This window comes from Dongia mobilis (assembly GCF_004363235.1).
GTDB classification, from domain to species: Bacteria; Pseudomonadota; Alphaproteobacteria; order Dongiales; family Dongiaceae; genus Dongia; species Dongia mobilis.
This window is the reverse complement of sequence record NZ_SNYW01000006.1, coordinates 751,477-773,790: the sequence shown is the minus strand read 5'-3', so window position 1 is coordinate 773,790 and position 22,314 is coordinate 751,477. Positions and strand designations below refer to the sequence as shown.

The window sequence follows — 22,314 nt, the reverse complement described above, 5'->3', positions numbered from 1 at the left end:
GTTCAAAGCTGGTTCAGGATCGTGTCGATGGCGGTTCGGTCCTGGCCGTCGGCTATTCCGACCAGCTTGGACAGATAGCGATCGAAGCCCGCCGTCGCGAGTTGCCGCGCCGGCAGCGTGCTCAGTGACCCGGCATGCGGCTCCAGCGCCTTGGCGATCCAGACCTGCGCTACCTTTTCGCATTCCAATTCGACCGACAGAATGCCGTGCTTGATCGATTGCCGGTCGGCCCTGGCAAGATCCGGAAAATCGTTGACCAGCCGTCGCCGCGTTGTCCGCAGGGGCTTCAACACCGCTTCGTTCCAACTGGCGATGGCCCTTTCGGCCGCCTCGATCCCGTCGACACCGGTCTCGTAGCCGCGCGCCGCCAGCCAGCATATGGCGAGCAGCAGATTGACATCCGCGCCACGCCGGTCCTGCAGGTCGAGGCAGGCCTGGGCCACTGGCGGCCGGCAATAGAGCGCCAGGCTGAAGGACCAGAAATCCGCCGGGTCGAGCCTAATCGCCAAAGCTGATCCCCAGGCCGCGCGCGGTCTTGACCAGGGCGCCGGCGGGATCGACCGCCTGGTAATGCGCGATTGCCGCCTCGATCGGCACGTCGATCACTTCCCGCTCGCGCCAGGCCACCATGCGGTCAAACTTGCCGGCGGCGATGAGATCGACCGCATGCACACCGAAGGCCGAGCCCAGCAGCCGGTCCTTCGGCTCCGGCGTGCCGCCGCGCTGCACATGGCCCAGCACCGTCACCCGCGTCTCGGCACCGCTCCGCCGGGCGATCTCCTCGCCGATATAGTGCCCGATGCCGCCATAGGTCCTGGCCCCCTTGCCGCCGCCGCTATGAACGGCGGTGATCGATTGCCCGTCCTCGGTCTTGACGGCCTCGGCGACGATGATGAGGGCGAAGTTGCGGCCGCGCTGGCGCAGGGCTTTGAGTTTTTCCTCGATCGCCGCGAAGCGGTAGGGGATTTCGGGGATAAGAATGACATCGGCACCGCCGGCGATGCCGGCCGAAAGCGCGATATGCCCGGCATCGCGCCCCATCACCTCCAGCACCATAACGCGGCTGTGGCTGGCGGCGGTCGGCTGCAGATGGTCGAGCGCCTCGGTCGCGGTCTGCACCGCGGTCTCGAAGCCGATCGATTCCTCGGTGACGCCAACATCATTGTCGATGGTCTTCGGGACCGTCACCAGATTGATCCCGCCCAGTGCCGCCAGGCGCCGCAGGATCGCCATGGAACCGTCGCCGCCGATGCCGATCAGCGCATCGAGGTGCAAGTCGCGATAACCGGCGATGACCTCGGCCGAGCGGTCGACCTTGTTGCCGTCTTCCATCGGAAAGGCGAAGGGGTCGCCCTTGTTGGTGGTGCCGAGGATGGTGCCGCCCTGGCGCAGCATGTCGGAACCCAGTACGCGGTCATCAAGCTCGGTCGCCTCGACGGGCCGCGCCAGCAATCCCGCCGTGCCGTTGTGGATACCGACGACATCCCAGCCGAAATGGCCCCTGGCATGGGCATAGACGGCGCGGATGACCGCATTCAAGCCGGCACAATCGCCGCCGCTGGTCAGGATGCCGATCCGCTTCACGCTCATGCCGCGAGTTCTCCCTTGCCTTTTCCGATCCTGCTTCCAACTATTAGCACAGGCATTCCAGAGAAACGCATAGCCACATGAGCGACAAGGCTTTTTTCGAGATCAGCACAGAGCGCGCCGTGCTCGGCATCGGTGGCGCCGACCGTGCCACCTTCCTGCAGGGTCTCATCAGCAACGACACAACACGAATCGGCGATTCCTGCGCCATTTTCGCCGCCCTGCTGACGCCCCAGGGCAAGTTCGCCTTCGATTTGATGCTGGTGGGTGATGGGGAGCGTTATCTGGTCGATGCCGAGGCCGGGCGCCGCGCCGATCTGCTGAAGCGCCTCAAGATGTTCAAGCTACGCTCGCAGGTGACGCTCGACGATCTCGACGCCGATCTCGTCGTCGTGCATCTCTTTGGCGGAGACACACTCGCCCGCCTCGGCCTCGCCGCCGAACCCGGCCAGGCGAAAAGGTTGGCGGGCGGCGTCGTTTTTGTCGATCCGCGCCTCGCCACCCTGGGCGCCCGCTCCTTCCTGCCGCGCGCCAGTGCGCAACAGACGCTACAGGAACTCGGCTTCGAAGCGGCGGCACCCGGCGCCTTCCGCCAACACCGTTACGGCCTCGGCGTGCCGGAAGGCAGCACCGACCTCACCCCCGACAAGTCGATCCTCCTCGAATGCGGCTTTGACGAGATGCACGGCATCGACTGGCAGAAGGGCTGCTATATGGGCCAGGAACTGACGGCCCGCACCAAATACCGGGGCCTCGTCCGCAAGCGCCTGCTGCCGGTGCGCTTCGAGGGACCGGCCCTTGTGCCCGGCACGATCCTCGACTCCGGCGGCAAGGAAGCCGGCGAGGTGCGCGCCGTCGACGGTTCGGTGGGCCTGGCGCTCATCCGCCTCGAGCATCTCGATGCCCTGAAGGGCGCCGGACTTAGCCATTTCGGCACATCCGTCATTGCAGATGTGCCGGGCTGGATGAAATTGCCGGAACCCGTCTGAAATCGGTGCTGAGCCGGGACGGATCCGTCAGTAGCCCAATTGGTCAGCAATCAAAATGCAGACGACAATCAAGGCGCACGAGCCGACCATAAGCGTCAAGGCCATCAGGACAAACGCCCCACCCAGCGATGTCCGGTTTTCCTCCGTTACGACTTGATCTGCGGCAATGGGCGGATAGTCTCGGCCGAGCCGTCTGATCCAGAGCATCGCCGGCAAAGCCAGGACAATTCCGACCGCAGTACTGACGATATAATGCATTCGTTCTGCCGCCAAACCGGCAGGAAGGATATCTGCATAGGAATCAACAAGAATAGGCGTGGCGGTCACCAGGATGATGACAATCGGAAAAACGACAAAGACGATGTAGCGGTAGAAATTTTTCACCGACAGCCGCAAGAAACGTTCTGTCTCATTTGAGGGCAACAGACGCGGCCCCTCCCGGCCAAACAAGGGGCGATAAATCGGACGGCCTTCTATATCAAGCCCGAACGCGTTTTCTGTCAGCGCATTGATGAGCCCCACAGCGATTTCTCTCCTGCTACAATCCGCACCCGAACACTACCATTTGTTGCAACGGCGATTCAAGCGACGTCCCCGACTTGAGCTGGAGGTGTAGCTCACCTAGTCTGCGCTCTGGCTGACAGGGGAGAATCATGACAAGGGCGCGTCTTCGCGATCTCGGCATCACGCTCGGGCAATTGCCGCCGGGGCCGCTCAATGCCATCACCGACATTCCCGGCATTCGCGTCGGCTTCTCGACGCTGATCCGCGACGAGCCACACATTGTGCGCACCGGCGTCACGGCGCTGTGGCCGGCGGACGACATCTATACCGATTTCATGTTCGCCGGCATTCACTCCTTCAACGGCAATGGTGAAATGACCGGCAGCCACTGGCTTGCCGAGCAGGGCCTGCTGGCGGCTCCTATCACCATCACCAACACCCATGCGACCGGCATCGCGCGCGACGCCATTTGCCAGCATGCGACGCGGCGCGGCATCGACCAGCCCTGGCATCTGCCGGTGGCGGCCGAGACCTGGGATGGCTGGCTCTCGGATGCCGAGACCTATCCGGTCACCCTGGACATGGCGATCGAGGCGCTGGACGCGGCCAAGGCGGGACCCGTGCCGGAGGGCAATATCGGCGGCGGCACCGGCATGATCACCCATGAGTTCAAGGGTGGCACCGGGACCGCCTCGCGCAAGCTGCCGGCGGAACTCGGTGGCTGGACGGTGGGCGCGCTGGTGCAATCGAATTACGGCAAGCGTAATCTGCTGCGCTGCGGTCATGCGCCGGTGGGGCTGGAGATCACCAACGATATCGTCCCCTCGGCCCATGCCGAGCGTACCGCCGAACAGGGCTCGATCATCGTCATCCTGGCAACCGATGCACCGCTGCTTCCCATCCAGTGCCAGCGCCTGGCACGCCGCGCCACCACCGGCCTTGCCTGGGTGGGCGGCATCGGCTCCAATGGATCGGGCGACATCTTCCTCGCCTTTTCCACCGGCAACCGCATCCCCCTCAAATCGAAGATGGCGGAGGTGCGGATGCTGGGCATGGAGGAATGCACGCCCCTCTTCCAGGCGGCGGCTGAGGCCACCGAGGAAGCGATCTGGAATGCGCTCTGCGCCGCCGAAACCATGACCGGCTACAAGGGCCGCACGGCCCATGCCATCCCGCATGATCTGGTGAAGGAGGCGGTCGCCCGCTATGCCCGCAGAGACTGACAAAGGCGAGATTGATCAGCTCGTAGCCAGCCTCGGCCTGCTGCCGCATCCCGAGGGTGGCTTCTACCGCGAGACCTATCGCGCGGGTGAAAGCATTGCGCGGGCTGCGCTGCCCGACCGCTTCGTCGGCGACCGGTCCCACGGTACGGCCATTTATTACCTGCTGGCGGCGGGCGACCGGTCGAAACTGCACCGCATCGCCGCCGACGAGATCTGGCATTTTTATGCCGGCGATCCCTTGCTGATCGTCGCTCTTGCGCCCGATGGCGCTCTGTCGGTGACAACATTGGGCCGCGACTTCGCAGCCGGTCATGTGCCGCAACATGTGGTGCCTGCCGGTTATTGGTTCGGCGCCATCCCCGCGGGTGGCAGCGCCTATGCCCTGACCGGCTGCACGGTCGCACCCGGATTCGATTTTGCTGATTTCGAACTGGCGGAGCGCGCTGCGCTGCTGTCGTCCTTTCCGCAACACCGGGACTGGATCGAGCGGCTGACTTAGGATGCCTTTCGTCCCGACATGCTTTGTGTCATGGCCCGGCCCGGCCGAGCCGGGGCATGACAACAAGAGAAGCTCGCCAAAGCCGACACGCAATACCCTAATCCTCGTCGAACACCTTTGGCAGCGCGGCGCCGAGCGAGCGCACGGCGTCTTCCAGCGCCGCGGTGAAGCCGGCGCGGTTCCCGTTCCAGGCCACAGGTACGCCGACCACCGCATCGACCGCGACCGGCACCAGCACGATCTCGCCGCGCGGCAGGGCCTTGCCGGCGCCCTGCAGGAAGACCGGGATCACCGGCACCTCCGGAAAGCGTTCCTTGAGCCGCGCCACGCCGCCCTTGAAGCGGCCCATTACCTCGGCGCTGCCGCGCGAGCCTTCGGGAAAGACGATCAGGATCTCGCCACGCCCGATCGCCGCGGCACTTTCCGCCAGCGGATCCTCGCCGCGCGCGGCATTGCCGCGCTCCAGCGGCAGGATATTGAGGATGCGCAGGCTGAACCAGGCGAGCAGCGGATTCTTCAGGAAGTAATCCGCCGCCGCCACCGGCCGCACCTTGTCGATGAGGCGAAGCGGCATCAGCGAGAGCAGCACCAGGGTGTCGAGATGGCTGTTGTGGTTGGCGACGACGATGGCCGGGCCTTGATTCGGCAGGTTGTCGCGCCCGCGCAGGGTGACACCCAGCATCAACATGGCGACGGGGCGAAGCACCAGCAGCGCGAAAAGGCGGCGCAGCAGACCGTCCATGGTCAGTAATGCAGGTAATAGATCATGTGGAAGAAGAGCGGCGCGGTGAAGGTCAGGCTGTCGACCCGGTCGAGCACGCCGCCATGGCCCGGCAGCAGCGAGCCGCTGTCCTTCAGCTTCAGGTCCCGCTTCACGGCGGAGACGGTGACATCGCCGGCAAAACCCGCCAGCGCCAGCACGCAGCCGATGGTCGCCGCCTGCAGCCAGGAGAGCGGCGTGAGATAGGGCGCCGCCAGGACCGCCACCAGGGTGGTGATGGCGACACCGCCCAGCAGGCCCTCGATGGTCTTGTTGGGGCTGACCTTCGGCACCACCTTGTGCCGGCCCAGCAGCTTGCCGCTGCAATACTGGCCGACATCGTTGATTTCGGTGAGGAGCAGCAGATAGAGCAGCAGCCCGTCACCGCCCGCCAGCGGATTGACCTCGTGCGGCAAGGCGAGGAGATAGGCTGCATGGCTCAGCGAGAACACCGTCACCATCAGGCCCCAATGCAGCGTCCCCGCCGCCTTGATGAAACCCTGCGTCTCGCCCGCGATCACCATGCGCAAGGGGAGCGCCAGGAACATGTAGACCGGAATGAAGATGATAAAGACGCCATACCAGCCGACCGAGACCCAGTAATACTGGATCGGGATCGCGAAATAGGCCCAGAAGAGGACGCGGTGATCGGCACGGCGCGTCGGGATCAGGGTCACGAATTCCTTGAAGGCGAGGAAGCTGATGAGACCGAAAAGCGCCACCGGCACCCAGGAAGGGAGTGCGATCGAGGCGGCGATCAGCAGCACGATCACCCACCAGGTGCGGGTGCGCAGCCACAATTCCTGCTTCTTCTTCCGCTGCGGCCAGGCGATGGCGGTCGCCACGGCCAGCAGGCCGATCACCGCCGCCACGGCGATGGCGACATTCGGCGTGATGTCGAGATAGTTCATCCGGCGGCTTCCTTGAGCGCCTGGCGGGCGCGGTTGAGGATGGTGACCAGACCGAGCAGGCAGATCGCCGCCATGATCCAGTCGATCCAGCCGCCGATGGGGGCACCAATGCCAATGGCAAGGCCGAGGATGCCGAAGATTGCGGCGCGGTCGCTCTTGCCCATCGGCCCGTCATAACGCCGGCTGGCGCCTACCACCTGGCCGAGGATGCCGGTCATCTCGCCGATGACGGCGATGACGACGGCGAGGATGACCCAGAACGGCGTCACCCCCGGCAGCAGCGCGAAGGGCAGATAGAGGGCGGCATCCGACACCACATCGCCCACTTCGTTGAGGATGGCGCCGAGGCGCGACTTCATCCCGAATTCGCGAGCGAGTATGCCGTCGATTGCATTGGCCGCCATGCGGATGAAGAGGAAGAGCGGGAGGAGGAGCCACAGCCAGGTCACCTCCGGCCAGATCGCCAGCACCAGCCCGACGATCATGGAATCCGCCATCGCCGCCAGCGTCATGCCATTGGCGGTAACGCCGCCTTGTGCGAGGCGGGCGGCCAGCGGGCGCAGCAGGGCGACGAAGCGGGGCTTGAGATCGTAGATCGACGGCATGGCCGCCACTATAGCCGGCGGGCGAGTTCCGCCAAGATGCGAAACGGCGATTGCCGCGTGTCGGCCGTCACATCTGCGAGCGAACCGGCCAGGCGCTTCAGCCCTTCCCGGCCCCAGCGCTCGCGGATCGCCGCCTCGATCCAGGCCGAGGCCTGGGCTGCACGCTTCCGCGCCAGCCGTCCCGCTTCGCGCAGCCAGGCGGCATGCTCGTCCATCGCCGCTACCAGCCGGTCGATACCCTCGGCGGCATTGGCCGAGACGATGAGTACCGGCACCTGCCAGGCGCCTTCCTCCTGCCGGCCGGCGCCGAGGCCGAGTGCCCCCTTCACATCCGCCCGCGCCCGGATAGCCGCCCGGCCAAGATCGCCCTTGGTGACGGCAACGACATCCGGAATCTCGACGATGCCGGCCTTCATGAACTGGAGCGAATCGCCCGAGCCGGGCTGCACGCAGAACAGCACGGTATCGGCAGCGAGCGCGATATCCGTTTCCGACTGGCCGACCCCCACGGTCTCGATCAGCACCACGTCATAGAGCGCGCGCATCAACACCATGGCGGCATAGGTGATCTCGGCCAGGCCGCCCAGCTGATCGCGCGCCGCCATCGAGCGGACGAAGATGCCGTCATCCTCGGGATCGGTGCGGAGCCGCGTGCGGTCGCCCAGCAGGGCTCCGCCGGAGCGCTTCGAGGAAGGGTCGATGGCGATCACCGCGATGCGCTTTCCGGCAGCGCGATAGGCCTGGATGAGGGCGCCGGCCAGGGTCGACTTGCCGACGCCAGGGGGGCCGGTCAGGCCGATCACATGGGCCGTCGGCAACGCATGGGCTTCATCCAGCAGCGCCGTGATCGCGGCCTCGTCCGGGCTGCTCTCAAGCTGCGCCAGCGCCCGCGCCAAGGCGGTCTTGCCGCCGGCGCGGAGAGCCGCCAGCGGCGTCGCGTGGATCACCCCTCGCCCTTGCGGCCGGACTGGTCGCCGCTCAGCGCCGCCTGGGCCGCCGCCAGCTTGGCGATCGGCACGCGGTAGGGCGAGCAGGAGACATAGTCGAGCCCGACCTGGGCGCAGAAATGGATCGAGGCCGGATCACCGCCATGCTCGCCGCAGATGCCGAGCTTGATATTGCTCCGCGTCTTGCGGCCGCGTTCGGCGGCGATCTTCACCAGTTCGCCGACGCCCTCGGTATCGAGCGAGATGAAGGGGTCGCGCTCGATGATGCCCTGGCGCTCATAGGATTGGATGAAGCGCGCGGCATCGTCGCGGCTGAGACCATAGGTGGTCTGGGTGAGGTCGTTGGTGCCGAAGCTGAAGAATGCCGCATCCCTGGCGATCTCGCCCGCCAGCAGGGCTGCGCGCGGCAGCTCGATCATGGTGCCGACCGAATAGGGCACCTTGTGGCCGGTTTCCTTGGCAACCTCCTCGGCGACGCGGTCGATGATCGCCTTCATGAGGGTCAGCTCCTTGGGGATGCCGACCAGCGGGATCATGATTTCCGGTTCCGCCGTTTCGCCCTGCTTGGCCTTCACCTCGGCCGCCGCCTCGAAGATGGCGCGGGCCTGCATCTCGTAGATTTCGGGGTAGGTGATGCCGAGGCGGCAGCCGCGATGGCCCAGCATCGGGTTGGATTCATGGAGTTGCGAGGCCCGGTAGGCGACCGCATCGGTGGTGATGCCGGAAGCCGCCGCCACCTCCGCCATTTCCTCGCGGCTGTGCGGCAGGAATTCATGCAGCGGCGGGTCGAGCAGGCGAATGGTGACCGGCAGCCCCTTCATGATGTGGAACAGCTCGACAAAATCCTGGCGCTGCATGGGGAGGATCTTGGCCAGCGCCTTCTTCCGCCCCGCGACATCCTCGGCCATGATCATCTCGCGCATGGCGATGATGCGCGCACCGTCGAAGAACATGTGCTCGGTGCGACAGAGGCCGATGCCCTCGGCGCCGAACTGACGCGCCGTGCGGGCATCCAGCGGGGTCTCGGCATTGGTGCGGATCCTCAGCTTGCGCACCTCGTCCGCCCAGCCCATCAGGGTGGCAAAATCGCCGGAAAGCACCGGCTCGATGGTCGGCACCGCGCCCGCCATCACCTCGCCGGTGCCCCCATCGATGGTGATGACCTCGCCCTCGGCGATCTTGTGGCCCTTGGCGACCAGCAGCTTCTGCGCCGCGTCGACGCGCAGATCGCCGGCGCCGGAAACGCAGGGCCGGCCCATGCCGCGCGCCACCACGGCGGCGTGGCTGGTCATGCCGCCGCGCGTGGTCAGGATGCCGACCGCCGCATGCATGCCGTGGATGTCCTCGGGGCTGGTCTCCACGCGCACCAGGATCACCTTTTCGCCCTTCGAGGCGCGGTCCTCCGCCTCGTCGGCGGTGAAGACCACCTTGCCGGAGGCGGCACCCGGACTGGCCGGCAGGCCGCGGGCGATGACGTCCTTTTTCGCCTTGGGGTCCAGCGTCGGATGCAGCAGCTGGTCCAGCGATGCGGGATCGATGCGCGCCACCGCCGTCTTGCGGTCGATCAGCCCCTCGTTGCACATGTCGACGGCGATCTTCAAGGCGGCCGGCGCCGTGCGCTTGCCGTTGCGGGTCTGCAGCATATAGAGCGTGCCGCGCTGCACGGTGAACTCGATATCCTGCATGTCGGTATAATGCTTCTCCAGCTGCGCACGCACGGCGTTGAGCTGCTGGAACACCTCCGGCATGGTCTCTTCCATGGCGGGGAGGGTCGAGTTGTTGGCTTTCTTCCCGGCGATGGTCAGGTGCTGCGGCGTGCGGATGCCCGCCACCACGTCCTCGCCCTGGGCATTGATCAGGTATTCGCCGTAGAATTCGTTGGCGCCGGTCGAGGGGTTGCGGGTGAAGGCGACGCCGGTCGCGCAATCCTCGCCCATATTGCCGAACACCATGGCCTGGACATTGACCGCGGTCCCCCAATCCTCGGGGATGTCGTTGATCTTGCGATAGGTGATGGCGCGCGGGATGTTCCAGCTGCCAAAGACGGCACCGATCGCGGACCAGAGCTGTTCCTTCGGGTCCTGCGGGAAGGGCTTGCCCAGCTCCTCCTCGACCTTCGCCTTGTAATCGGCGATCACCTTCTGCCAGTCCTTGGCGGTGAGTTCGGTGTCGAGGTCGACACCCTTCTCCTGCTTGTGGAAATCCAGGATGTCCTCGAAATTGTGGTGCTCGACGCCCAGCACCACATTGCCGAACATCTGGATGAAGCGGCGATAGGAATCATAGGCGAACCGCGCATCGCCGGACATTTCCGCAAGACCTTTCACCGTCTCGTCGGTGAGGCCGAGATTGAGCACGGTATCCATCATGCCCGGCATCGAGACGCGGGCACCCGAGCGCACCGAGACCAGCAGGGGCGCCTTGGCGTCGCCGAATTTCAGGCCGACGATTTTCTCGATGTGGGCGACACCGGCCTCGACCTGGGCGGTGAGTTCCGCCGGGTATTTCTTCCCGTTGGCATAGAAATAGGTGCAGACTTCGGTGGTCGCGGTAAAGCCGGGCGGCACCGGCAGGCCGAGGGCCGACATCTCGGCCAGATTGGCGCCCTTGCCGCCCAGAAGGTTGCGCATGTCGGCCCGGCCCTCTGCCGAACCGCCCCCGAAATGATAGACCCATTTCGTCATGATCCCGCTCACCCTTCGATTCTGGAAAAATCGGCGACCCGGTTGAAACCGAGCCGGATCGCATTCAGCAGCCGCAGGCGGTTGGCCCGCAACTCCTTCTCGTCCGCATTCACCGTGACCTTGTCGAAAAACGCATCGACCGGGCCGCGCAGCCCGGCCAGCGCCACCATGGCCGAAGCGAAATCCTCGGCGCCGATCGCCTTGGCGAGGGTGGCCTCGGCGGCGTTCAGCGCGTCATGCAGCGCCTTTTCCTCGTCCTGTTGCAGCCAGGCCGCGTCCGGCGCCTCTCCATAGGCGATGCCGTCCTTCTTTTCCTCGATGCGGAGGATATTGGCAGCACGCTTGTAGCCGGCCAGCAGATTGGCGCCATCCTCGCTGTCGATCAGCCCCTTCAGCGCCTCGACCCGCGCCAGCAGTCGCGTCAGGTCATCCTCGTCGCCCAATGCAAAGACTGCCGCAATGAGGTCATGCCGCACCCCCTGCTCCTTCAACGCAACCTTGAGGCGGTCGGCGAAGAACTCCATGAGATCAGTCTGCACCTCGCGCGGCACGGTGTCGCCGAAACCGGCAATGCCCTGATAACCGCGATAGGCCGCGGCCAGAATCCCGCGCAGCGGCAGGCGCAGCTGGTTCTCGAGGATAAGGCGGATGATGCCCAGCGCCGCACGGCGCAGGGCGTACGGATCCTTCGACCCGGTCGGCTTCTCGTCGATGGCGAAGAAGCCGGTCAGCGTATCGATCTTGTCCGCGAGTGCCACGGCGACGCTCACCGGCGCCCGGGGGCAGGAATCGTTCGGCCCCAGCGGCTTGTAGTGATCGGCGATGGCATCGGCAACTTCATCGGGCAGTTTCTCCGCGCGCGCGTAGTAACGCCCCATGATGCCCTGGAGTTCCGGGAACTCGCCAACCATGCCGGAAACGAGATCGGCCTTCGCAAGTCCTGCTGCCTGGTTGGCCAGCCCCGCCTCGCAGCCCGGCACGTATTTCGCAATCTCGCGCGCCAGCGCCTTGATGCGCCGGCCCTTGTCGCCGACCGAGCCCAGTCTGGCGTGGTAGGTGATGGGGTCGAGCAGCGGTACCCGCGACGAGAGCCCCACCTTCAGATCCTGGTCCCAGAAGAACTTGGCGTCCGACAGGCGCGCGCGCAGCACGCGTTCATTGCCGTGGATGATCGCCTTGCCGCCGTCATGGGCTTCGATATTGGCGGTCACCAGGAAGCGCGGCGCCAGATTGCCGGCCTTGTCGAGCAGCGCGAAATACTTCTGGTTGACGCGCATGGACGTCGTCAGCACCTCATGCGGCACGGCCATGAATTCGTCGTCGATCCGGCCCATGAGGACGACCGGCCATTCAACAAGGCCGGTCACTTCGTCGAGTAGCCCTTCGTCCGGCTTCACGCTGAGGCCTTCGGCCGCCGCGGCCTTCTCGGCCTGCACCTTGATGCTGGCCTTGCGCTCGGCCTGGTCCAGGATGACCTTGGACGCTTTCAGCTTCGCCTGGTAATCGGCAAAGGACGTGACCGTGATTGCGCCAGGCGACAGGAAGCGATGGCCGTGCGTCTTGTCGCCGAAAGGCACGGTTGAGCCGCCGAGATTGAACGCGCCAGGCACCACCTTGCCGTCGAGCAGGGCAATGATGCTGTGCAGCGGCCGCACCCAGCGCTGGGTATTGCCCATCCAGCGCATGGATTTGGGCCAGGGCAGCTCGTTGATCGCCGCGGCGATGAGGCCGGCGAGGACCGCATCGGTCGCCACACCCTTCTTCTCGATCACGGCGAAATAGAACTCGCCCTTGCCCGTATCGCGCTTCTCGGCCTGGTCGAGCGAGGCCAATCCGGCCGATTTCAGGAAGCCGTCGATTGCCTGTTGCGGCGAGCCGACGCGCGGGCCCTTCTTCTCCTCCTTCACATCGGGCTGTGCCAGCGGCAGGCCGTCGATGACGAGGGCAAGGCGGCGCGGCGTCACGAAGGATCTCGCCGATGTGAAAGTAAGACCCGCAGTCTTCAGCTTGTCGGTGACAAGACGCTGCAGATCCTCGGCGGCGCGCGCCTGCATGCGGGCCGGGATTTCTTCGGAAAAGAGTTCGAGGAGAAACTCGGCCATGGCTCAGCCCGCCCTCTGCGTGGCTTCCCACGCTTCGCAGCACGCCTTGGCGAGCGTCCGGACGCGGCCGATATAGGCCTGCCGCTCGGTCACCGAAATTACCCCGCGCGCATCGAGCAGGTTGAAGAGATGGCTGGCCTTCAGCGCCTGGTCATAGGCCGGCAGCGGCAGCGCCTTGTCCTGGAGGAGGGCCGCGCATTCCTTCTCGGCATCGGCAAAATGCTGGAACAGCGCCTCGGTATTGGCGCGTTCGAAATTGAAGGCCGAGTGCTCCTGCTCGGATTGCAGGAACACGTCGCCATAGCTCATCCCGTGCCCATTGAAATCGAGGTCATAGATATTCTCGACCCCCTGCACATACATGGCGAGGCGCTCGAGGCCATAGGTAAGCTCGGTCGAGACCGGGTCGCATTCCAAGCCACCCACCTGCTGGAAATAGGTGAACTGGCTCACCTCCATGCCGTCGCACCAGACCTCCCAGCCAAGGCCCCAGGCGCCGAGCGTCGGGCTTTCCCAATCGTCCTCGACAAAGCGGATGTCATGCGCATTGGGATCGATACCGATCTCCTTCAGCGAGCCCAGATAGAGGTCCTGGCTGTCGGCGGGCGAGGGTTTCAGGATCACCTGGTACTGGTAGTAGTGCTGCAGGCGGTTGGGGTTCTCGCCATAGCGGCCGTCCTTCGGCCGGCGCGAGGCCTGGACATAGGCGGCGCGCCAGGGCTTGGGGCCGAGGGCGCGCAAGGTGGTCGCCCAATGGAAGGTGCCGGCGCCCACTTCCATGTCATAGGGCTGCAGGATGACGCAGCCATGGCCGGCCCAATAGCGGTGCAGCTTCAGGATCAGGTTCTGGAAACAGGTCTCGGGATTTGGCCGCGCCGCCATGATCGGCATTCCCCCAAATTTGGCTCGTCCTGCCGGCTTTTGCCGCCGGATTCTGTGTGCGGCGCAACATACTGGCGCGAACTGGGAGAATCAAGCCACGCGGGCGGGCGACGCCGAAAGGCACCGGTCCCGGAATCAGTGCATTTTGTGTGACTTAACGGGAAAGTCGGTGGCCGTCAGCCATTCTTGCACGAGCAGGTGGTATTGGCCGGAATATAGGCGCCACAGGACCGGCATTGCACCATGTCCTCGATCGGTTTGGCATTCCGGCCGCCGGCCTGGCTGGCGGTACTGCCGCCGGAGCGGCTGTCCTGACCGCCGCCGCCCTTCGCCACCCGATTGCGGCGGAAAAAGTACCAGACCACCGCGATGATGGCGACGACGATGAGCAGCTTCGGGATAGTCGGTACGGAGAACATGGGCAAATGATGTAGGGCGTGTGCCGGGCCGGGTCAAGCTGCGACCGGATCGAGCGGTTGAGGAGCGAGCCTCAGGGGTGCGGCATCACGCAGGATGGAATCGGCCGCAGCGGTGAAGCGCCCATCCGGTTCATGCAGGATCAGCGTCGTGGTGGCGACGGTTTCGGCGGCAGCGCCTTTCACCCCCTGGAGGATGATCCGCTTCGGCGCGGCACCGGCCCTGGGCAACAGATCGCATTGGCGCAGATGGCCCAGTCCCTCTGCCATCAGCCGGCGCAGCTCCGGGCCGCGATCGGCGCGGTGGATGAAGGTAACGGTGCCGCCCGGGCGCACGGCCCGGATGGCCGCCACCACCCAATCGGCAAGGCGTGCGTCACCCTCGACATTGGCCATTGCCTTGATCGGGTTCGGCGAAACCGAGGCGCGCGCGCGCTCCAGATAAGGCGGGTTCGCCAGCACATGATCGAAGCCGCGATGGTGCTCGTCACGGACATCGCCGCAGGCGAAGGCGACACGGTCCGCCAGGTGATTGTCGCGCGCGTTGCGCCGGGCCAGGTCGATCAGCATGCCTTGCAGGTCGATGCCGGTGACTCGGACACCCTCGACCCGCCTTGCCAGGCAAAGGCCGGCGGTGCCGATGCCGCAACCGAGGTCGAGAGCGCTGTCGCCGGGTGCCGCCGGCACGGCAGCCGCCAGCAGCACCGGATCGATCGCCGCGCGGTAGCCCTCTGCCGGCTGGGCGAGTTGCAGGCGCCCGCCGAGGAAACGATCGCTACTGACTTTCATGCCGGCTGCGTCGGTCACGGCTGCCACTCGTGGTCCGGCGCCACCTGTGCCGCCTCGAGCAGGATCTTGCGGGCCTCGGCGAGGTCGTCGTCATCCACCATCAGGCGCTGCGGCAGCAGATCCAGGCTGCCCTGCATGATGCTGGTATGGGTATCCAGCAGCAGGGCATCGATCCCGGCATCGGCCAGGAGAGCCGTCAGGAAGGACAGCCTAACGGAGTCGGTGCTGCGGATCAGTTCCTTCATGCGTCACTTATCCTGCCGGATGGCCGCGCTTGCGCCCAAATGTCGCACGCTCGGCCGGGTCGGGGCCGATTTCGCCATGGCGAAAGCTTGACCGCATCGGCCCAGCTACTATGCTTGCCGAAGAGCGCAATCCGCTCAAGGTGTTATCGTTGGGAAGCAGGAACGTGGCTGTCATCGTCAATCTGGAAACCGGGCGCGACAAGGGGAGCGAGGATGCGCTCGACCGGCTGACTCATCTCGTGAGCGGCGATCTCGCCCAGGTAAACCAGCTGATCCTGCAGCATATGCAGAGCGACGTGCAGCTGATCCCGCAGCTGGCCGGCCACATCATCGCCGCCGGCGGCAAGCGCCTGCGCCCGCTGCTGACCCTGGCCAGCGCCCGCATGTGCGGCTATCACGGCCCGCGCGCGGCCGGGCTCGCCGCCTGTGTCGAGTTCATCCACACCGCCACCCTGCTGCATGACGACGTGGTCGATGAAAGCGCGCTCCGGCGCGGCGAGGCCTCGGCCAATGTGCTCTGGGGCAACAAGGCCTCGGTTCTGGTGGGCGACTTCCTGTTCAGCCGCGCCTTCCAGCTGATGGTGCAGGACGGCTCCCTGCGCGTACTCGAGATCCTCTCCGGCGCCTCCGCCGTCATCGCCGAGGGCGAGGTGCTGCAGCTGATGACCAGCAACGACACGACGACCACGGAGCAGGCCTATCTCGAGGTGATCAAGGGCAAGACTGCAGCGCTTTTCGCCGCCGCCTGCGAAGTTGGCGCCGTGGTCGCCGACCGGCCGAAGGTCGAGCAGCAGGCCCTCGACACGTTCGGCCTCAATCTCGGCATCGCCTTCCAGCTGATCGACGACGCCCTCGACTATTCGGCCCGGCAGGAGGCGCTCGGCAAGACCGTGGGCGACGATTTCCGCGAGGGCAAGATCACGCTGCCCGTCATCCTTGCCTATCTGCGCGGCGATGCCGAGGAGCGCGGCTTCTGGCAGCGCACGCTGGAAAAGGTCGAACAGGACGAGGCGGATTTGCGCCACGCCATCCAGTTGATGGAACGTCACGGCACGTTGAAGGACACCGTGAACCGCGCCGCCCATTACGGCGCCATCGCCCGGGATGCCCTCGGCATCTTCCCGGACAATGCCGAGAAGCGCGCCCTCATCGACGTGGTCGATTTCTGCATCCAGCGCGGCTTCTGACCCGAAAAGCGAGTAGGCCCAAGGGCTTGCGGCACCCCAAAAAGATGCCAGGAGCGCAATGGCAGGCTTGCACGGGACCCGGCCAACGGCTATAAGCAGCCCCGCGTTTGACGCCACCCGGGAGTTTTCCAGGACCCGGGCCGATCCGGTCGGAGTGTAGCTCAGCCTGGTAGAGCACTACGTTCGGGACGTAGGGGCCGGAGGTTCGAATCCTCTCACTCCGACCATTTCATTCCCAATTCCGATTTCCGATTTCCAATTCCGCGCCGCGCGCCCCAGCCGGGCTGCGATCAGGGCTGCACGACCAGATCGTTCCGCACCGAGCGCACGCCCTCGACACCCTGCGCAATCTGCCCGGCGCGCATCTTGTCGTCGAAGCTGGGAACAAAGCCGCTCAGCTGCACGACCCGATCCAGCGTCTCCACGCTTACCCGCGAGAAGAGGCCGAGCCCGCCGTCATTGGCCAGTGCCGTCTTCACCTTGGCGGTGATCGCCGCGTTGTCGGCATATTCCTCGCCGCTCTCGCGGCCCGACGTCACCGAACAAGCGGCGACAACGCCACCCGCCGCCAGGGCTGCCAGGACCGGCAGGACGAAACGCATGACCGAATGGGATTTACTCATCTAAAGACCTCCATCGTCTGGTAGCGCCCTTCCGGGGCGCAGGCATCGATGGACCTAACGCCGCCTCGCGGCGGTCGTTCCGCGCGTTCGCAGAAACCCTGATTTTAGAGGCTGATACCCTGTTCCGCGGCGACCGCGCGATAGATCTCGCAGGCCTTCTCCGGATCACCCGCGGCGAGTGCCGCGCCCGCCTCGTTGACGCGCGCATTGGCATCGACGACGGCCTGGCTTTCCTCCGCCGTGGCGGCGGCCCCGGCCTTCTGCCCGAGGGCCGTGGTCAGCTTGACCATCATGTCGACGGCTTCCTGCTGGTCACAGGCAAAGGCCGGCTGGGCTGCACCCGCGGCAAGGACCACAAGGACGGCGAGGAACCGCTTCATGCCGCGAGCTGCTTCAGCTTCTTCATCAGATATTCGAGGTTGTCGTTGCCGATATCCTCGAACTGGGTCAGCACCCGTTCGATGACGCGGGCCGAGAAGCGCTGCCGGTCGTTGTCGCCACCGTCGTACTGCATTTCGCGCGCCACGTCGAAGGCGACGCGAAAGGCGGGATAAAGGTTGGCCGGCAGCGGCGTCCGCTGGTAGAGCGATTGCAGGCCAAGCTTGCCCTCGTCGTGAATGAGGACACGGGCATTGACGATGGGCATGTTGGCAAGCACGGCGAGGCTCGCCTCGAAGAACGTGATGTCGCCGGTGCAAAGCGTGCGCAGGATCAGGGACGGTGTCAGACGCTTGTTGTCGCGCAACTGCTTAACCAGATCGACCACGTCGGCGGATTTGATGCCGGGCGGCAACAGGCCAGCCGTGGCGCGCTCGCGCGCCTGCATCACCAGATCGGCGGCCATCTCGGCAGGGATCTCGCGATGCGAGAGCAGATGCTCGCGCAGCGCCTCGGAGACGCGCGCGACGATCTTCTCGGACACGGTCAGGGGCACGTTGCCGCGGCTGACCAGCGAATTGGAGACGGCCGGATCGTTGCCGTGCTTGGCGAAGGCCTTTTCGAGATCGGCCGGCTTCAGATCGGCGCCCGGATTGTTGACCAGGGTCGCCACCACCTTGCCGGCCCGGGCGTGGTCGATAAGGGCGTTGGCGACGTTATTGGAGACATCGGCGCGGCGCGCAACCGCCGCCTGCTTCTCGATTCCCGAGGAACGCACGATGTCGATGAGGTCCGTGTCGTTCAGCACGGTGGAGAATTCCAGCACCGGCAGGGCGACGGATTCCACATCCTTGGCAAGGCCGAGCGCTACATCCTTCGGCAGTTCCGGGCTGGCTTTCAGGTTGATCGCCAGCGCCTCGCGCACGCGCACCTCGGCATCCATCACCATGATGCGGAAGATCTCTGCCGCCAGCTCGCGTTCCGCCGCGGAGAGTTCCCCGCCATAGAAAGCCTGCGAGACCTTGGTCGCCGTCTCGACACGAGCGTCGGGCGACGGGTCGGTCATCAGCTTGCGGACATCAGCTTCCGTCAGCATGGCTGGCATCGGCACGTTCTCCAGATCCGGGGCGGGACTCACTGGTCAATCCAGTACCGCTCCATTGGTTAAGGTACCGATAACGCCGAACACCGTCGACATTTAAAATTTTGCGCAATCACACACTTAGCGCCTCATGCGAGGCTCGCCCCAAGGGCGCGGCCGAGCTTGTCGACGATTTCGTCGAGCTGCGAATCCGCCAGATTGAAGGGGGGCGCCAGCAGGATGTGATCGCCACTCTTGCCGTCGACGCAGCCTCCGGCTGGATAGCAGACCAGCCCTTCGGCAAACGCCGCCTGGCGCAGCTTAAGCCATTTTTTCTCGGACGGATCAAAGGGTTGCTTTGTCTCGCGATCCGCCACCATCTCCAGGCCGATGAACAGGCCGCGGCCGCGGATATCGCCGATATGCGGATGCTGCCCGAAAGTGTCATCGAGGCGCGCGCGCAGGCCGGCTGCCAGGTCGCGCACCCGGGAAATAAGATTTTCCTCCTGGAACGCCTGCTGCACGGCAAGGGCCGCGGCACAGGCAACGGTGTGCCCGGCATAGGTATGCCCGTGCTTCAGCTGGCCGGAGCCACTCTCGAGCGCGCGCACGATCTTGTCATGGACCAGGAAGCCGCCGATCGGCTGATACCCGGCGCCCAATCCCTTCGCCATGGTGAGGATGTCCGGCGTGACACCGTCTTCGGCGCAGGTAAAGAGATGCCCCGTGCGACCCATGCCGCACATCACCTCGTCGAACACCAGCAGCACGCCGTAGCGGTCGCAGATTTCGCGCAATCGCGCCAGATACCCCGGCACCGGCTCGGCACAGCCCAGCGACGAGCCGGCCACCGGCTCGGCAAAAAAGGCGGCGACCTGGTCGGGACCAATCTTCAGGATCGCCGCCTCCAGCTCGTCGGCAACGCGGCGGCCATATTGTTCGGTCGATTCATCTTCGCGCCGCTCGCGATATTCGTAACAGGGGGCGATATGGGTCATCGGCAGCAGGAGTGGCTCATAGGTCTGCCGCCGGTTGACATCATGGCCGAGCGACAGCGCGCCCATCGTGTTGCCGTGATAGGAGCGCTCGCGGGCGATGTAATGGCGCCGCTGCGGCTGGCCGATCTCGAGGAAATACTGTCGCGCCAGCTTGAGTGCGGCCTCGCTGGCTTCCGACCCGCCCGAGACGAAGAAGGCACGGGAAAGTCCAGCCGGCGCCTGCGCCACCAGGATATCGGCCAGCTGCTCCATCGCCTCATGGGTGAAGAAGGCGGAATAGGCAAAGGCGATCTCGCCGACCTGGCGCCGCACCGCCTCGATCACCCGGGGATGCGAATGGCCGAGGCAGGAAACCGCCGGGCCGCCGGAGGCATCCAGATAGCGCTTGCCGGTACTGTCGATGATATAGGCGCCCTCGCCCTTCACCGCTCTCGGCAGGACATGTTTCAGATCGCGATGCAGAACATGGCTCATGATGTGGTCCGGTCTGGTTGGTCAGGTGTTGACGGGTCAGGAGTTTGCCGCGGCCAGGACGCGGGGAATGAGTTCATTGAAGGCCTGGCCGAGCGCCGCCTCGAAGGCGGCGATCACGCCCGGCAAGCCGCCGGCACTGGCGGGCTGGCGGGATTCGGTGACGACCGAGCCCATGATCCGCCGCTCCGGCATCTTGACGAGGCGGGCGGCGATCCTGACCACGGCAATGGCGCTGCCGCCCTGGTATTCCGCCTGGAAGCCGCGCAGATCCGATTGCAGGATGAAATCGGGCCGCAAGCCGCTGGCATCACGGCCGACCGGCAGCGGCGGCACCGCCGCCTCGAAAGCCTCGATCAGCTTTGCCTGGACCAGCACCGGCGCTGCATCGGCCCAGACGCCGTCGGCGAAATACTCGATCCGGTTGGCCGCCCGGCTGAGCGCGATGCGGTTGGTGTTGATGTCCGCACTCGCATTCGGCGTCGCCACCACCAGCTGCCAGTCGAGCGGCGGCGGATCGGCCAGCGGCGCGACGCTGGGAGAGAGCGAATAGAGGGTGAGCGGCTCGTTCACCTCGGGGACGACGCCACAGGCCGCCAGCAGCGGGGTGCCCGCCAGCAATGCCAGCGCCTGGCGGCGGGTCAGGGAATAGGCCAGGGAATTGGTATGGATCTTGGGTTCGGTCATGGTGCAACCACACCTTTGCTGCGGTCTGACAGGAAGAAGCGCGCCGGGTCGCGTTCGATCTCCTGCGTGATGCGCGCCATCGAGGCGACCAGTTCGCGCAACTGCGACAGGAGGTCGGTCGCCTCGTAGAGCGCGGTACCGGAAAATTGCCGCAAGGGTTCCCGGTTCTCCGCCAGCAGGGCGCTCATCTGGGCCGAGGTGGTTTCGAAGGAGCGCGCCATGTCGCCGAACGCCTTGAGCGCCTGCTGCGCCTCCGTGGTGGCCGGGCCGACGCTCTCCTGCAGTTGCTCGGCCAGCTTGCGGAACTCGGTCCCGGCCAGGGCAATCTCCTTCATCGCGGTATCGCTGTCGCTGAGGAAGACATCGATATCCTCCTTGCGGTCCTTCAGATGCTGCGACACGTCGCGCAGATTGCTCAGCGTCTCGGTCAGCGCCTGCCGGTTGGCGGGCGACAACATCTCGTTGACGTTGTTGGCGATGCCGTCGATCTTGGCCAGGATGTCCGGTGCCTGGCGCGTCAGCCGCTCAAGGGCCGATTGCGCTGCCTGCACCTCGCTGCCGGGCACCAGCAGTTCCGCTTCCGAGCTGCCGCGGCTGATGGCCAGCCCGACGCCGCCGGCGATGCTCTGCATTTCCAGCGTGGCGCGCGAATCGACGCGGATCGGCGTGCCGCTGCGCACCTCGAAATCGACCCGCGCCAGCGCGCTGTCCTCCGGATCGATACGCACATCGGTCACGCGGCCGACCGGTATGCCACCGAAATTGACCGTGGTGTTCACACGCAGCTGCGAGACCGAGCCGGAAAACCGCGCAAAATAGGAATCATAGACCGTCTCGCCCTGGAATTTTGCCACCCACAGGATGAAGACGAAGATGCCGGCCACCAGCAGCAGCACGAAGCCGCCCACCGCCAGATGTCGTGCGTGAGTTTCCATTACCGCGCTTCCATGATCCGCTGCTGCCTTGCCATTGGGTCCCGTCTCAGATACCGGCGGCCCGCGCCCGCTTGCCGTGGAAATACTGCCTGATCCACGGATGCTCGTCCTGCAGATGTTCGGCCAGCGTTCCGACCCGGATGCGGCGGTCGATCAGAACGCCGATACGGTCGCAGATCGCCACCAGAGAGTCCAGATCGTGGGTAATCATGACCACGGTAAGGCCGAGGCTCCGCTGCAGGTCGCGGATGAGGTCGTCGAACTCGGCGGCGCCGATCGGGTCGAGCCCGGCCGTGGGCTCGTCGAGGAAGAGAATCTCCGGATCGAGCGCCAGCGCGCGCGCGATGCCGGCGCGCTTCTTCATGCCGCCCGACAGTTGCGAGGGGAACTTGGCCCCGGCATCGGCCGGCAGACCGGCCAGGCGGATCTTGAGGGCAGCAAGTTCGCCCATCAGCTCGGCCGGCAGGTCGGTGTGCTCGCGCATCGGCGCCTGAACGTTCTCGGCGACGGTCAGCGAACTGAACAGGGCGCCGTTCTGGAACAGGACGCCCCAGCTGGCCTCGATCCGCGCCCTTTCGGCATCGCTGGCCTTGTCCATGCGCGTGCCCAGCACGGTGATGCTGCCGGCAGCCGGCCGGTTGAGACCGATCACCGTCCGCATCAGCACCGATTTGCCGGTGCCAGAGCCGCCGACAATGCCGATCACCTCACCCTTGCGGATGTCGAGGTCGAGGCCGTCATGCACGACCTGCTGGCCGAAGCGGTTGACGATGCCCCGCAGCGAAATGGCGATGTCGGATTCGTCTGCCAT

Annotated in this window: 24 protein-coding genes and 1 tRNA gene; 5 read left to right on the top strand and 20 right to left on the bottom strand. The window is 65.5% G+C overall.

What is annotated here, in order from left to right:
• Positions 1-2: 2 nt before the first annotated feature.
• Together A8950_RS05215 and A8950_RS05210 are read right to left on the bottom strand one after the other, a co-directional pair.
• Positions 3-509 carry a TIGR02444 family protein gene (locus A8950_RS05215; RefSeq protein ID WP_166645005.1) on the bottom strand — a complete coding sequence of 169 codons (507 nt, stop codon included), beginning with the start codon at positions 507-509 and terminating at the stop codon, positions 3-5.
• Positions 499-1,590, bottom strand: coding sequence for an ATP-dependent 6-phosphofructokinase (locus A8950_RS05210; RefSeq protein WP_133612520.1), 1,092 nt, complete (start codon positions 1,588-1,590; stop codon positions 499-501). Before A8950_RS05210 ends, A8950_RS05215 begins: the two co-directional genes overlap by 11 nt.
• 77 nt (positions 1,591-1,667) lie before the next feature.
• Here A8950_RS05210 and ygfZ point away from each other — a divergent pair, with 77 nt between their 5' ends.
• Positions 1,668-2,576 carry a CAF17-like 4Fe-4S cluster assembly/insertion protein YgfZ gene (gene ygfZ / locus A8950_RS05205; protein WP_133612519.1) on the top strand — a complete coding sequence of 303 codons (909 nt, stop codon included), beginning with the start codon at positions 1,668-1,670 and terminating at the stop codon, positions 2,574-2,576.
• 27 nt (positions 2,577-2,603) lie between these two features.
• On the opposite strand, the gene A8950_RS05200 is transcribed toward ygfZ, so the two are convergent.
• Entirely contained in the window at positions 2,604-3,098 is a 495-nt protein-coding gene (locus A8950_RS05200) for a hypothetical protein (protein WP_133612518.1), read from the bottom strand.
• Between the two features lie 131 nt (positions 3,099-3,229).
• Here A8950_RS05200 and A8950_RS05195 point away from each other — a divergent pair, with 131 nt between their 5' ends.
• Together A8950_RS05195 and A8950_RS05190 are read left to right on the top strand one after the other, a co-directional pair.
• Complete coding sequence (locus A8950_RS05195) at positions 3,230-4,303, top strand: DmpA family aminopeptidase (RefSeq protein ID WP_133612517.1); 1,074 nt, start codon at positions 3,230-3,232, stop codon at positions 4,301-4,303.
• Entirely contained in the window at positions 4,287-4,802 is a 516-nt protein-coding gene (locus A8950_RS05190) for a cupin domain-containing protein (protein WP_133612516.1), read from the top strand. Before A8950_RS05195 ends, A8950_RS05190 begins: the two co-directional genes overlap by 17 nt.
• Before the next feature lie 97 nt (positions 4,803-4,899).
• Here the strand turns inward: A8950_RS05190 and A8950_RS05185 are convergent, their stop codons facing one another.
• From A8950_RS05185 to A8950_RS05140, 10 genes are all read right to left on the bottom strand, one after another.
• Positions 4,900-5,544 (bottom strand): lysophospholipid acyltransferase family protein, encoded by a 645-nt coding sequence (locus tag A8950_RS05185; RefSeq protein WP_133612515.1) that lies wholly within the window; start codon positions 5,542-5,544, stop codon positions 4,900-4,902.
• Positions 5,545-5,546: 2 nt separating this feature from the next.
• Positions 5,547-6,473: a phosphatidate cytidylyltransferase gene (locus tag A8950_RS05180; RefSeq protein ID WP_133612514.1), complete on the bottom strand. Its 927-nt coding sequence runs from the start codon at positions 6,471-6,473 to the stop codon at positions 5,547-5,549.
• Positions 6,470-7,078 carry a CDP-alcohol phosphatidyltransferase family protein gene (locus A8950_RS05175; protein WP_133612513.1) on the bottom strand — a complete coding sequence of 203 codons (609 nt, stop codon included), beginning with the start codon at positions 7,076-7,078 and terminating at the stop codon, positions 6,470-6,472. Before A8950_RS05175 ends, A8950_RS05180 begins: the two co-directional genes overlap by 4 nt.
• A gap of 8 nt (positions 7,079-7,086) precedes the next feature.
• Positions 7,087-8,025, bottom strand: a complete 939-nt coding sequence (gene meaB / locus A8950_RS05170) for a methylmalonyl Co-A mutase-associated GTPase MeaB (protein ID WP_166645004.1) — start codon at positions 8,023-8,025, stop codon at positions 7,087-7,089.
• Positions 8,022-10,709 carry a pyruvate, phosphate dikinase gene (gene ppdK, locus A8950_RS05165; protein WP_133612512.1) on the bottom strand — a complete coding sequence of 896 codons (2,688 nt, stop codon included), beginning with the start codon at positions 10,707-10,709 and terminating at the stop codon, positions 8,022-8,024. Before ppdK ends, meaB begins: the two co-directional genes overlap by 4 nt.
• A gap of 8 nt (positions 10,710-10,717) precedes the next feature.
• Positions 10,718-12,811 carry a glycine--tRNA ligase subunit beta gene (glyS, locus tag A8950_RS05160; RefSeq protein ID WP_133612511.1) on the bottom strand — a complete coding sequence of 698 codons (2,094 nt, stop codon included), beginning with the start codon at positions 12,809-12,811 and terminating at the stop codon, positions 10,718-10,720.
• Between the two features lie 3 nt (positions 12,812-12,814).
• Complete coding sequence (locus tag A8950_RS05155) at positions 12,815-13,693, bottom strand: glycine--tRNA ligase subunit alpha (RefSeq protein WP_133612510.1); 879 nt, start codon at positions 13,691-13,693, stop codon at positions 12,815-12,817.
• Positions 13,694-13,869: 176 nt separating this feature from the next.
• Entirely contained in the window at positions 13,870-14,112 is a 243-nt protein-coding gene (locus tag A8950_RS05150) for a PP0621 family protein (protein WP_133612509.1), read from the bottom strand.
• A gap of 33 nt (positions 14,113-14,145) precedes the next feature.
• The gene (locus A8950_RS05145) at positions 14,146-14,916 is read right to left on the bottom strand and encodes a tRNA1(Val) (adenine(37)-N6)-methyltransferase (RefSeq protein WP_133612508.1); all 771 of its coding nucleotides are present in this window, start codon (positions 14,914-14,916) and stop codon (positions 14,146-14,148) included.
• Entirely contained in the window at positions 14,913-15,143 is a 231-nt protein-coding gene (locus A8950_RS05140; RefSeq protein WP_133612507.1) for a putative signal transducing protein, read from the bottom strand. Before A8950_RS05140 ends, A8950_RS05145 begins: the two co-directional genes overlap by 4 nt.
• Positions 15,144-15,307: 164 nt before the next feature.
• Here A8950_RS05140 and A8950_RS05135 point away from each other — a divergent pair, with 164 nt between their 5' ends.
• Together A8950_RS05135 and A8950_RS05130 are read left to right on the top strand one after the other, a co-directional pair.
• Positions 15,308-16,330: a polyprenyl synthetase family protein gene (locus A8950_RS05135; protein WP_133612506.1), complete on the top strand. Its 1,023-nt coding sequence runs from the start codon at positions 15,308-15,310 to the stop codon at positions 16,328-16,330.
• 150 nt (positions 16,331-16,480) lie between these two features.
• Positions 16,481-16,557: transfer RNA gene (locus A8950_RS05130), tRNA-Pro, on the top strand.
• A 63-nt stretch (positions 16,558-16,620) separates the two neighbouring features.
• Here the strand turns inward: A8950_RS05130 and A8950_RS05125 are convergent.
• From A8950_RS05125 to A8950_RS05095, 7 genes are all read right to left on the bottom strand, one after another.
• Positions 16,621-16,953, bottom strand: a complete 333-nt coding sequence (locus A8950_RS05125) for a BON domain-containing protein (RefSeq protein ID WP_243735531.1) — start codon at positions 16,951-16,953, stop codon at positions 16,621-16,623.
• Positions 16,954-17,057: 104 nt separating this feature from the next.
• Positions 17,058-17,333: a hypothetical protein gene (locus tag A8950_RS05120; protein ID WP_133612505.1), complete on the bottom strand. Its 276-nt coding sequence runs from the start codon at positions 17,331-17,333 to the stop codon at positions 17,058-17,060.
• Entirely contained in the window at positions 17,330-18,469 is a 1,140-nt protein-coding gene (locus tag A8950_RS05115; protein ID WP_243735530.1) for a DUF2336 domain-containing protein, read from the bottom strand. Before A8950_RS05115 ends, A8950_RS05120 begins: the two co-directional genes overlap by 4 nt.
• 92 nt (positions 18,470-18,561) lie before the next feature.
• Positions 18,562-19,884 carry an aspartate aminotransferase family protein gene (locus A8950_RS05110; RefSeq protein WP_133612504.1) on the bottom strand — a complete coding sequence of 441 codons (1,323 nt, stop codon included), beginning with the start codon at positions 19,882-19,884 and terminating at the stop codon, positions 18,562-18,564.
• 36 nt (positions 19,885-19,920) lie between these two features.
• Positions 19,921-20,568: an ABC-type transport auxiliary lipoprotein family protein gene (locus A8950_RS05105; RefSeq protein WP_133612503.1), complete on the bottom strand. Its 648-nt coding sequence runs from the start codon at positions 20,566-20,568 to the stop codon at positions 19,921-19,923.
• A complete protein-coding gene (locus tag A8950_RS05100) occupies positions 20,565-21,503 on the bottom strand; it encodes an MlaD family protein (protein WP_133612502.1) in 939 nt (312 codons plus the stop codon). The genes A8950_RS05105 and A8950_RS05100 overlap by 4 nt, the downstream gene beginning before the upstream one ends.
• Before the next feature lie 46 nt (positions 21,504-21,549).
• Positions 21,550-22,314 (bottom strand): ABC transporter ATP-binding protein, encoded by a 765-nt coding sequence (locus A8950_RS05095; protein WP_133612501.1) that lies wholly within the window; start codon positions 22,312-22,314, stop codon positions 21,550-21,552.

What these genes read in the sequence shown, in the direction of transcription:
- A8950_RS05210 (WP_133612520.1), bottom strand. Translation starts at nt 1,590, where the DNA reads ATGAGCGTGAAGCGGATCGGCATCCTGACCAGCGGCGGCGATTGTGCC.
- ygfZ (WP_133612519.1), top strand. Translation starts at nt 1,668, where the DNA reads ATGAGCGACAAGGCTTTTTTCGAGATCAGCACAGAGCGCGCCGTGCTC.
- A8950_RS05195 (WP_133612517.1), top strand. Translation starts at nt 3,230, where the DNA reads ATGACAAGGGCGCGTCTTCGCGATCTCGGCATCACGCTCGGGCAATTG.
- A8950_RS05190 (WP_133612516.1), top strand. Translation starts at nt 4,287, where the DNA reads ATGCCCGCAGAGACTGACAAAGGCGAGATTGATCAGCTCGTAGCCAGC.
- A8950_RS05185 (WP_133612515.1), bottom strand. Translation starts at nt 5,544, where the DNA reads ATGGACGGTCTGCTGCGCCGCCTTTTCGCGCTGCTGGTGCTTCGCCCC.
- A8950_RS05180 (WP_133612514.1), bottom strand. Translation starts at nt 6,473, where the DNA reads ATGAACTATCTCGACATCACGCCGAATGTCGCCATCGCCGTGGCGGCG.
- A8950_RS05175 (WP_133612513.1), bottom strand. Translation starts at nt 7,078, where the DNA reads ATGCCGTCGATCTACGATCTCAAGCCCCGCTTCGTCGCCCTGCTGCGC.
- ppdK (WP_133612512.1), bottom strand. Translation starts at nt 10,709, where the DNA reads ATGACGAAATGGGTCTATCATTTCGGGGGCGGTTCGGCAGAGGGCCGG.
- glyS (WP_133612511.1), bottom strand. Translation starts at nt 12,811, where the DNA reads ATGGCCGAGTTTCTCCTCGAACTCTTTTCCGAAGAAATCCCGGCCCGC.
- A8950_RS05155 (WP_133612510.1), bottom strand. Translation starts at nt 13,693, where the DNA reads ATGGCGGCGCGGCCAAATCCCGAGACCTGTTTCCAGAACCTGATCCTG.
- A8950_RS05150 (WP_133612509.1), bottom strand. Translation starts at nt 14,112, where the DNA reads ATGTTCTCCGTACCGACTATCCCGAAGCTGCTCATCGTCGTCGCCATC.
- A8950_RS05140 (WP_133612507.1), bottom strand. Translation starts at nt 15,143, where the DNA reads ATGAAGGAACTGATCCGCAGCACCGACTCCGTTAGGCTGTCCTTCCTG.
- A8950_RS05125 (WP_243735531.1), bottom strand. Translation starts at nt 16,953, where the DNA reads ATGAGTAAATCCCATTCGGTCATGCGTTTCGTCCTGCCGGTCCTGGCA.
- A8950_RS05120 (WP_133612505.1), bottom strand. Translation starts at nt 17,333, where the DNA reads ATGAAGCGGTTCCTCGCCGTCCTTGTGGTCCTTGCCGCGGGTGCAGCC.
- A8950_RS05110 (WP_133612504.1), bottom strand. Translation starts at nt 19,884, where the DNA reads ATGAGCCATGTTCTGCATCGCGATCTGAAACATGTCCTGCCGAGAGCG.
- A8950_RS05105 (WP_133612503.1), bottom strand. Translation starts at nt 20,568, where the DNA reads ATGACCGAACCCAAGATCCATACCAATTCCCTGGCCTATTCCCTGACC.
- A8950_RS05100 (WP_133612502.1), bottom strand. Translation starts at nt 21,503, where the DNA reads ATGGAAACTCACGCACGACATCTGGCGGTGGGCGGCTTCGTGCTGCTG.
- A8950_RS05095 (WP_133612501.1), bottom strand. Translation starts at nt 22,314, where the DNA reads ATGGCAGACGAATCCGACATCGCCATTTCGCTGCGGGGCATCGTCAAC.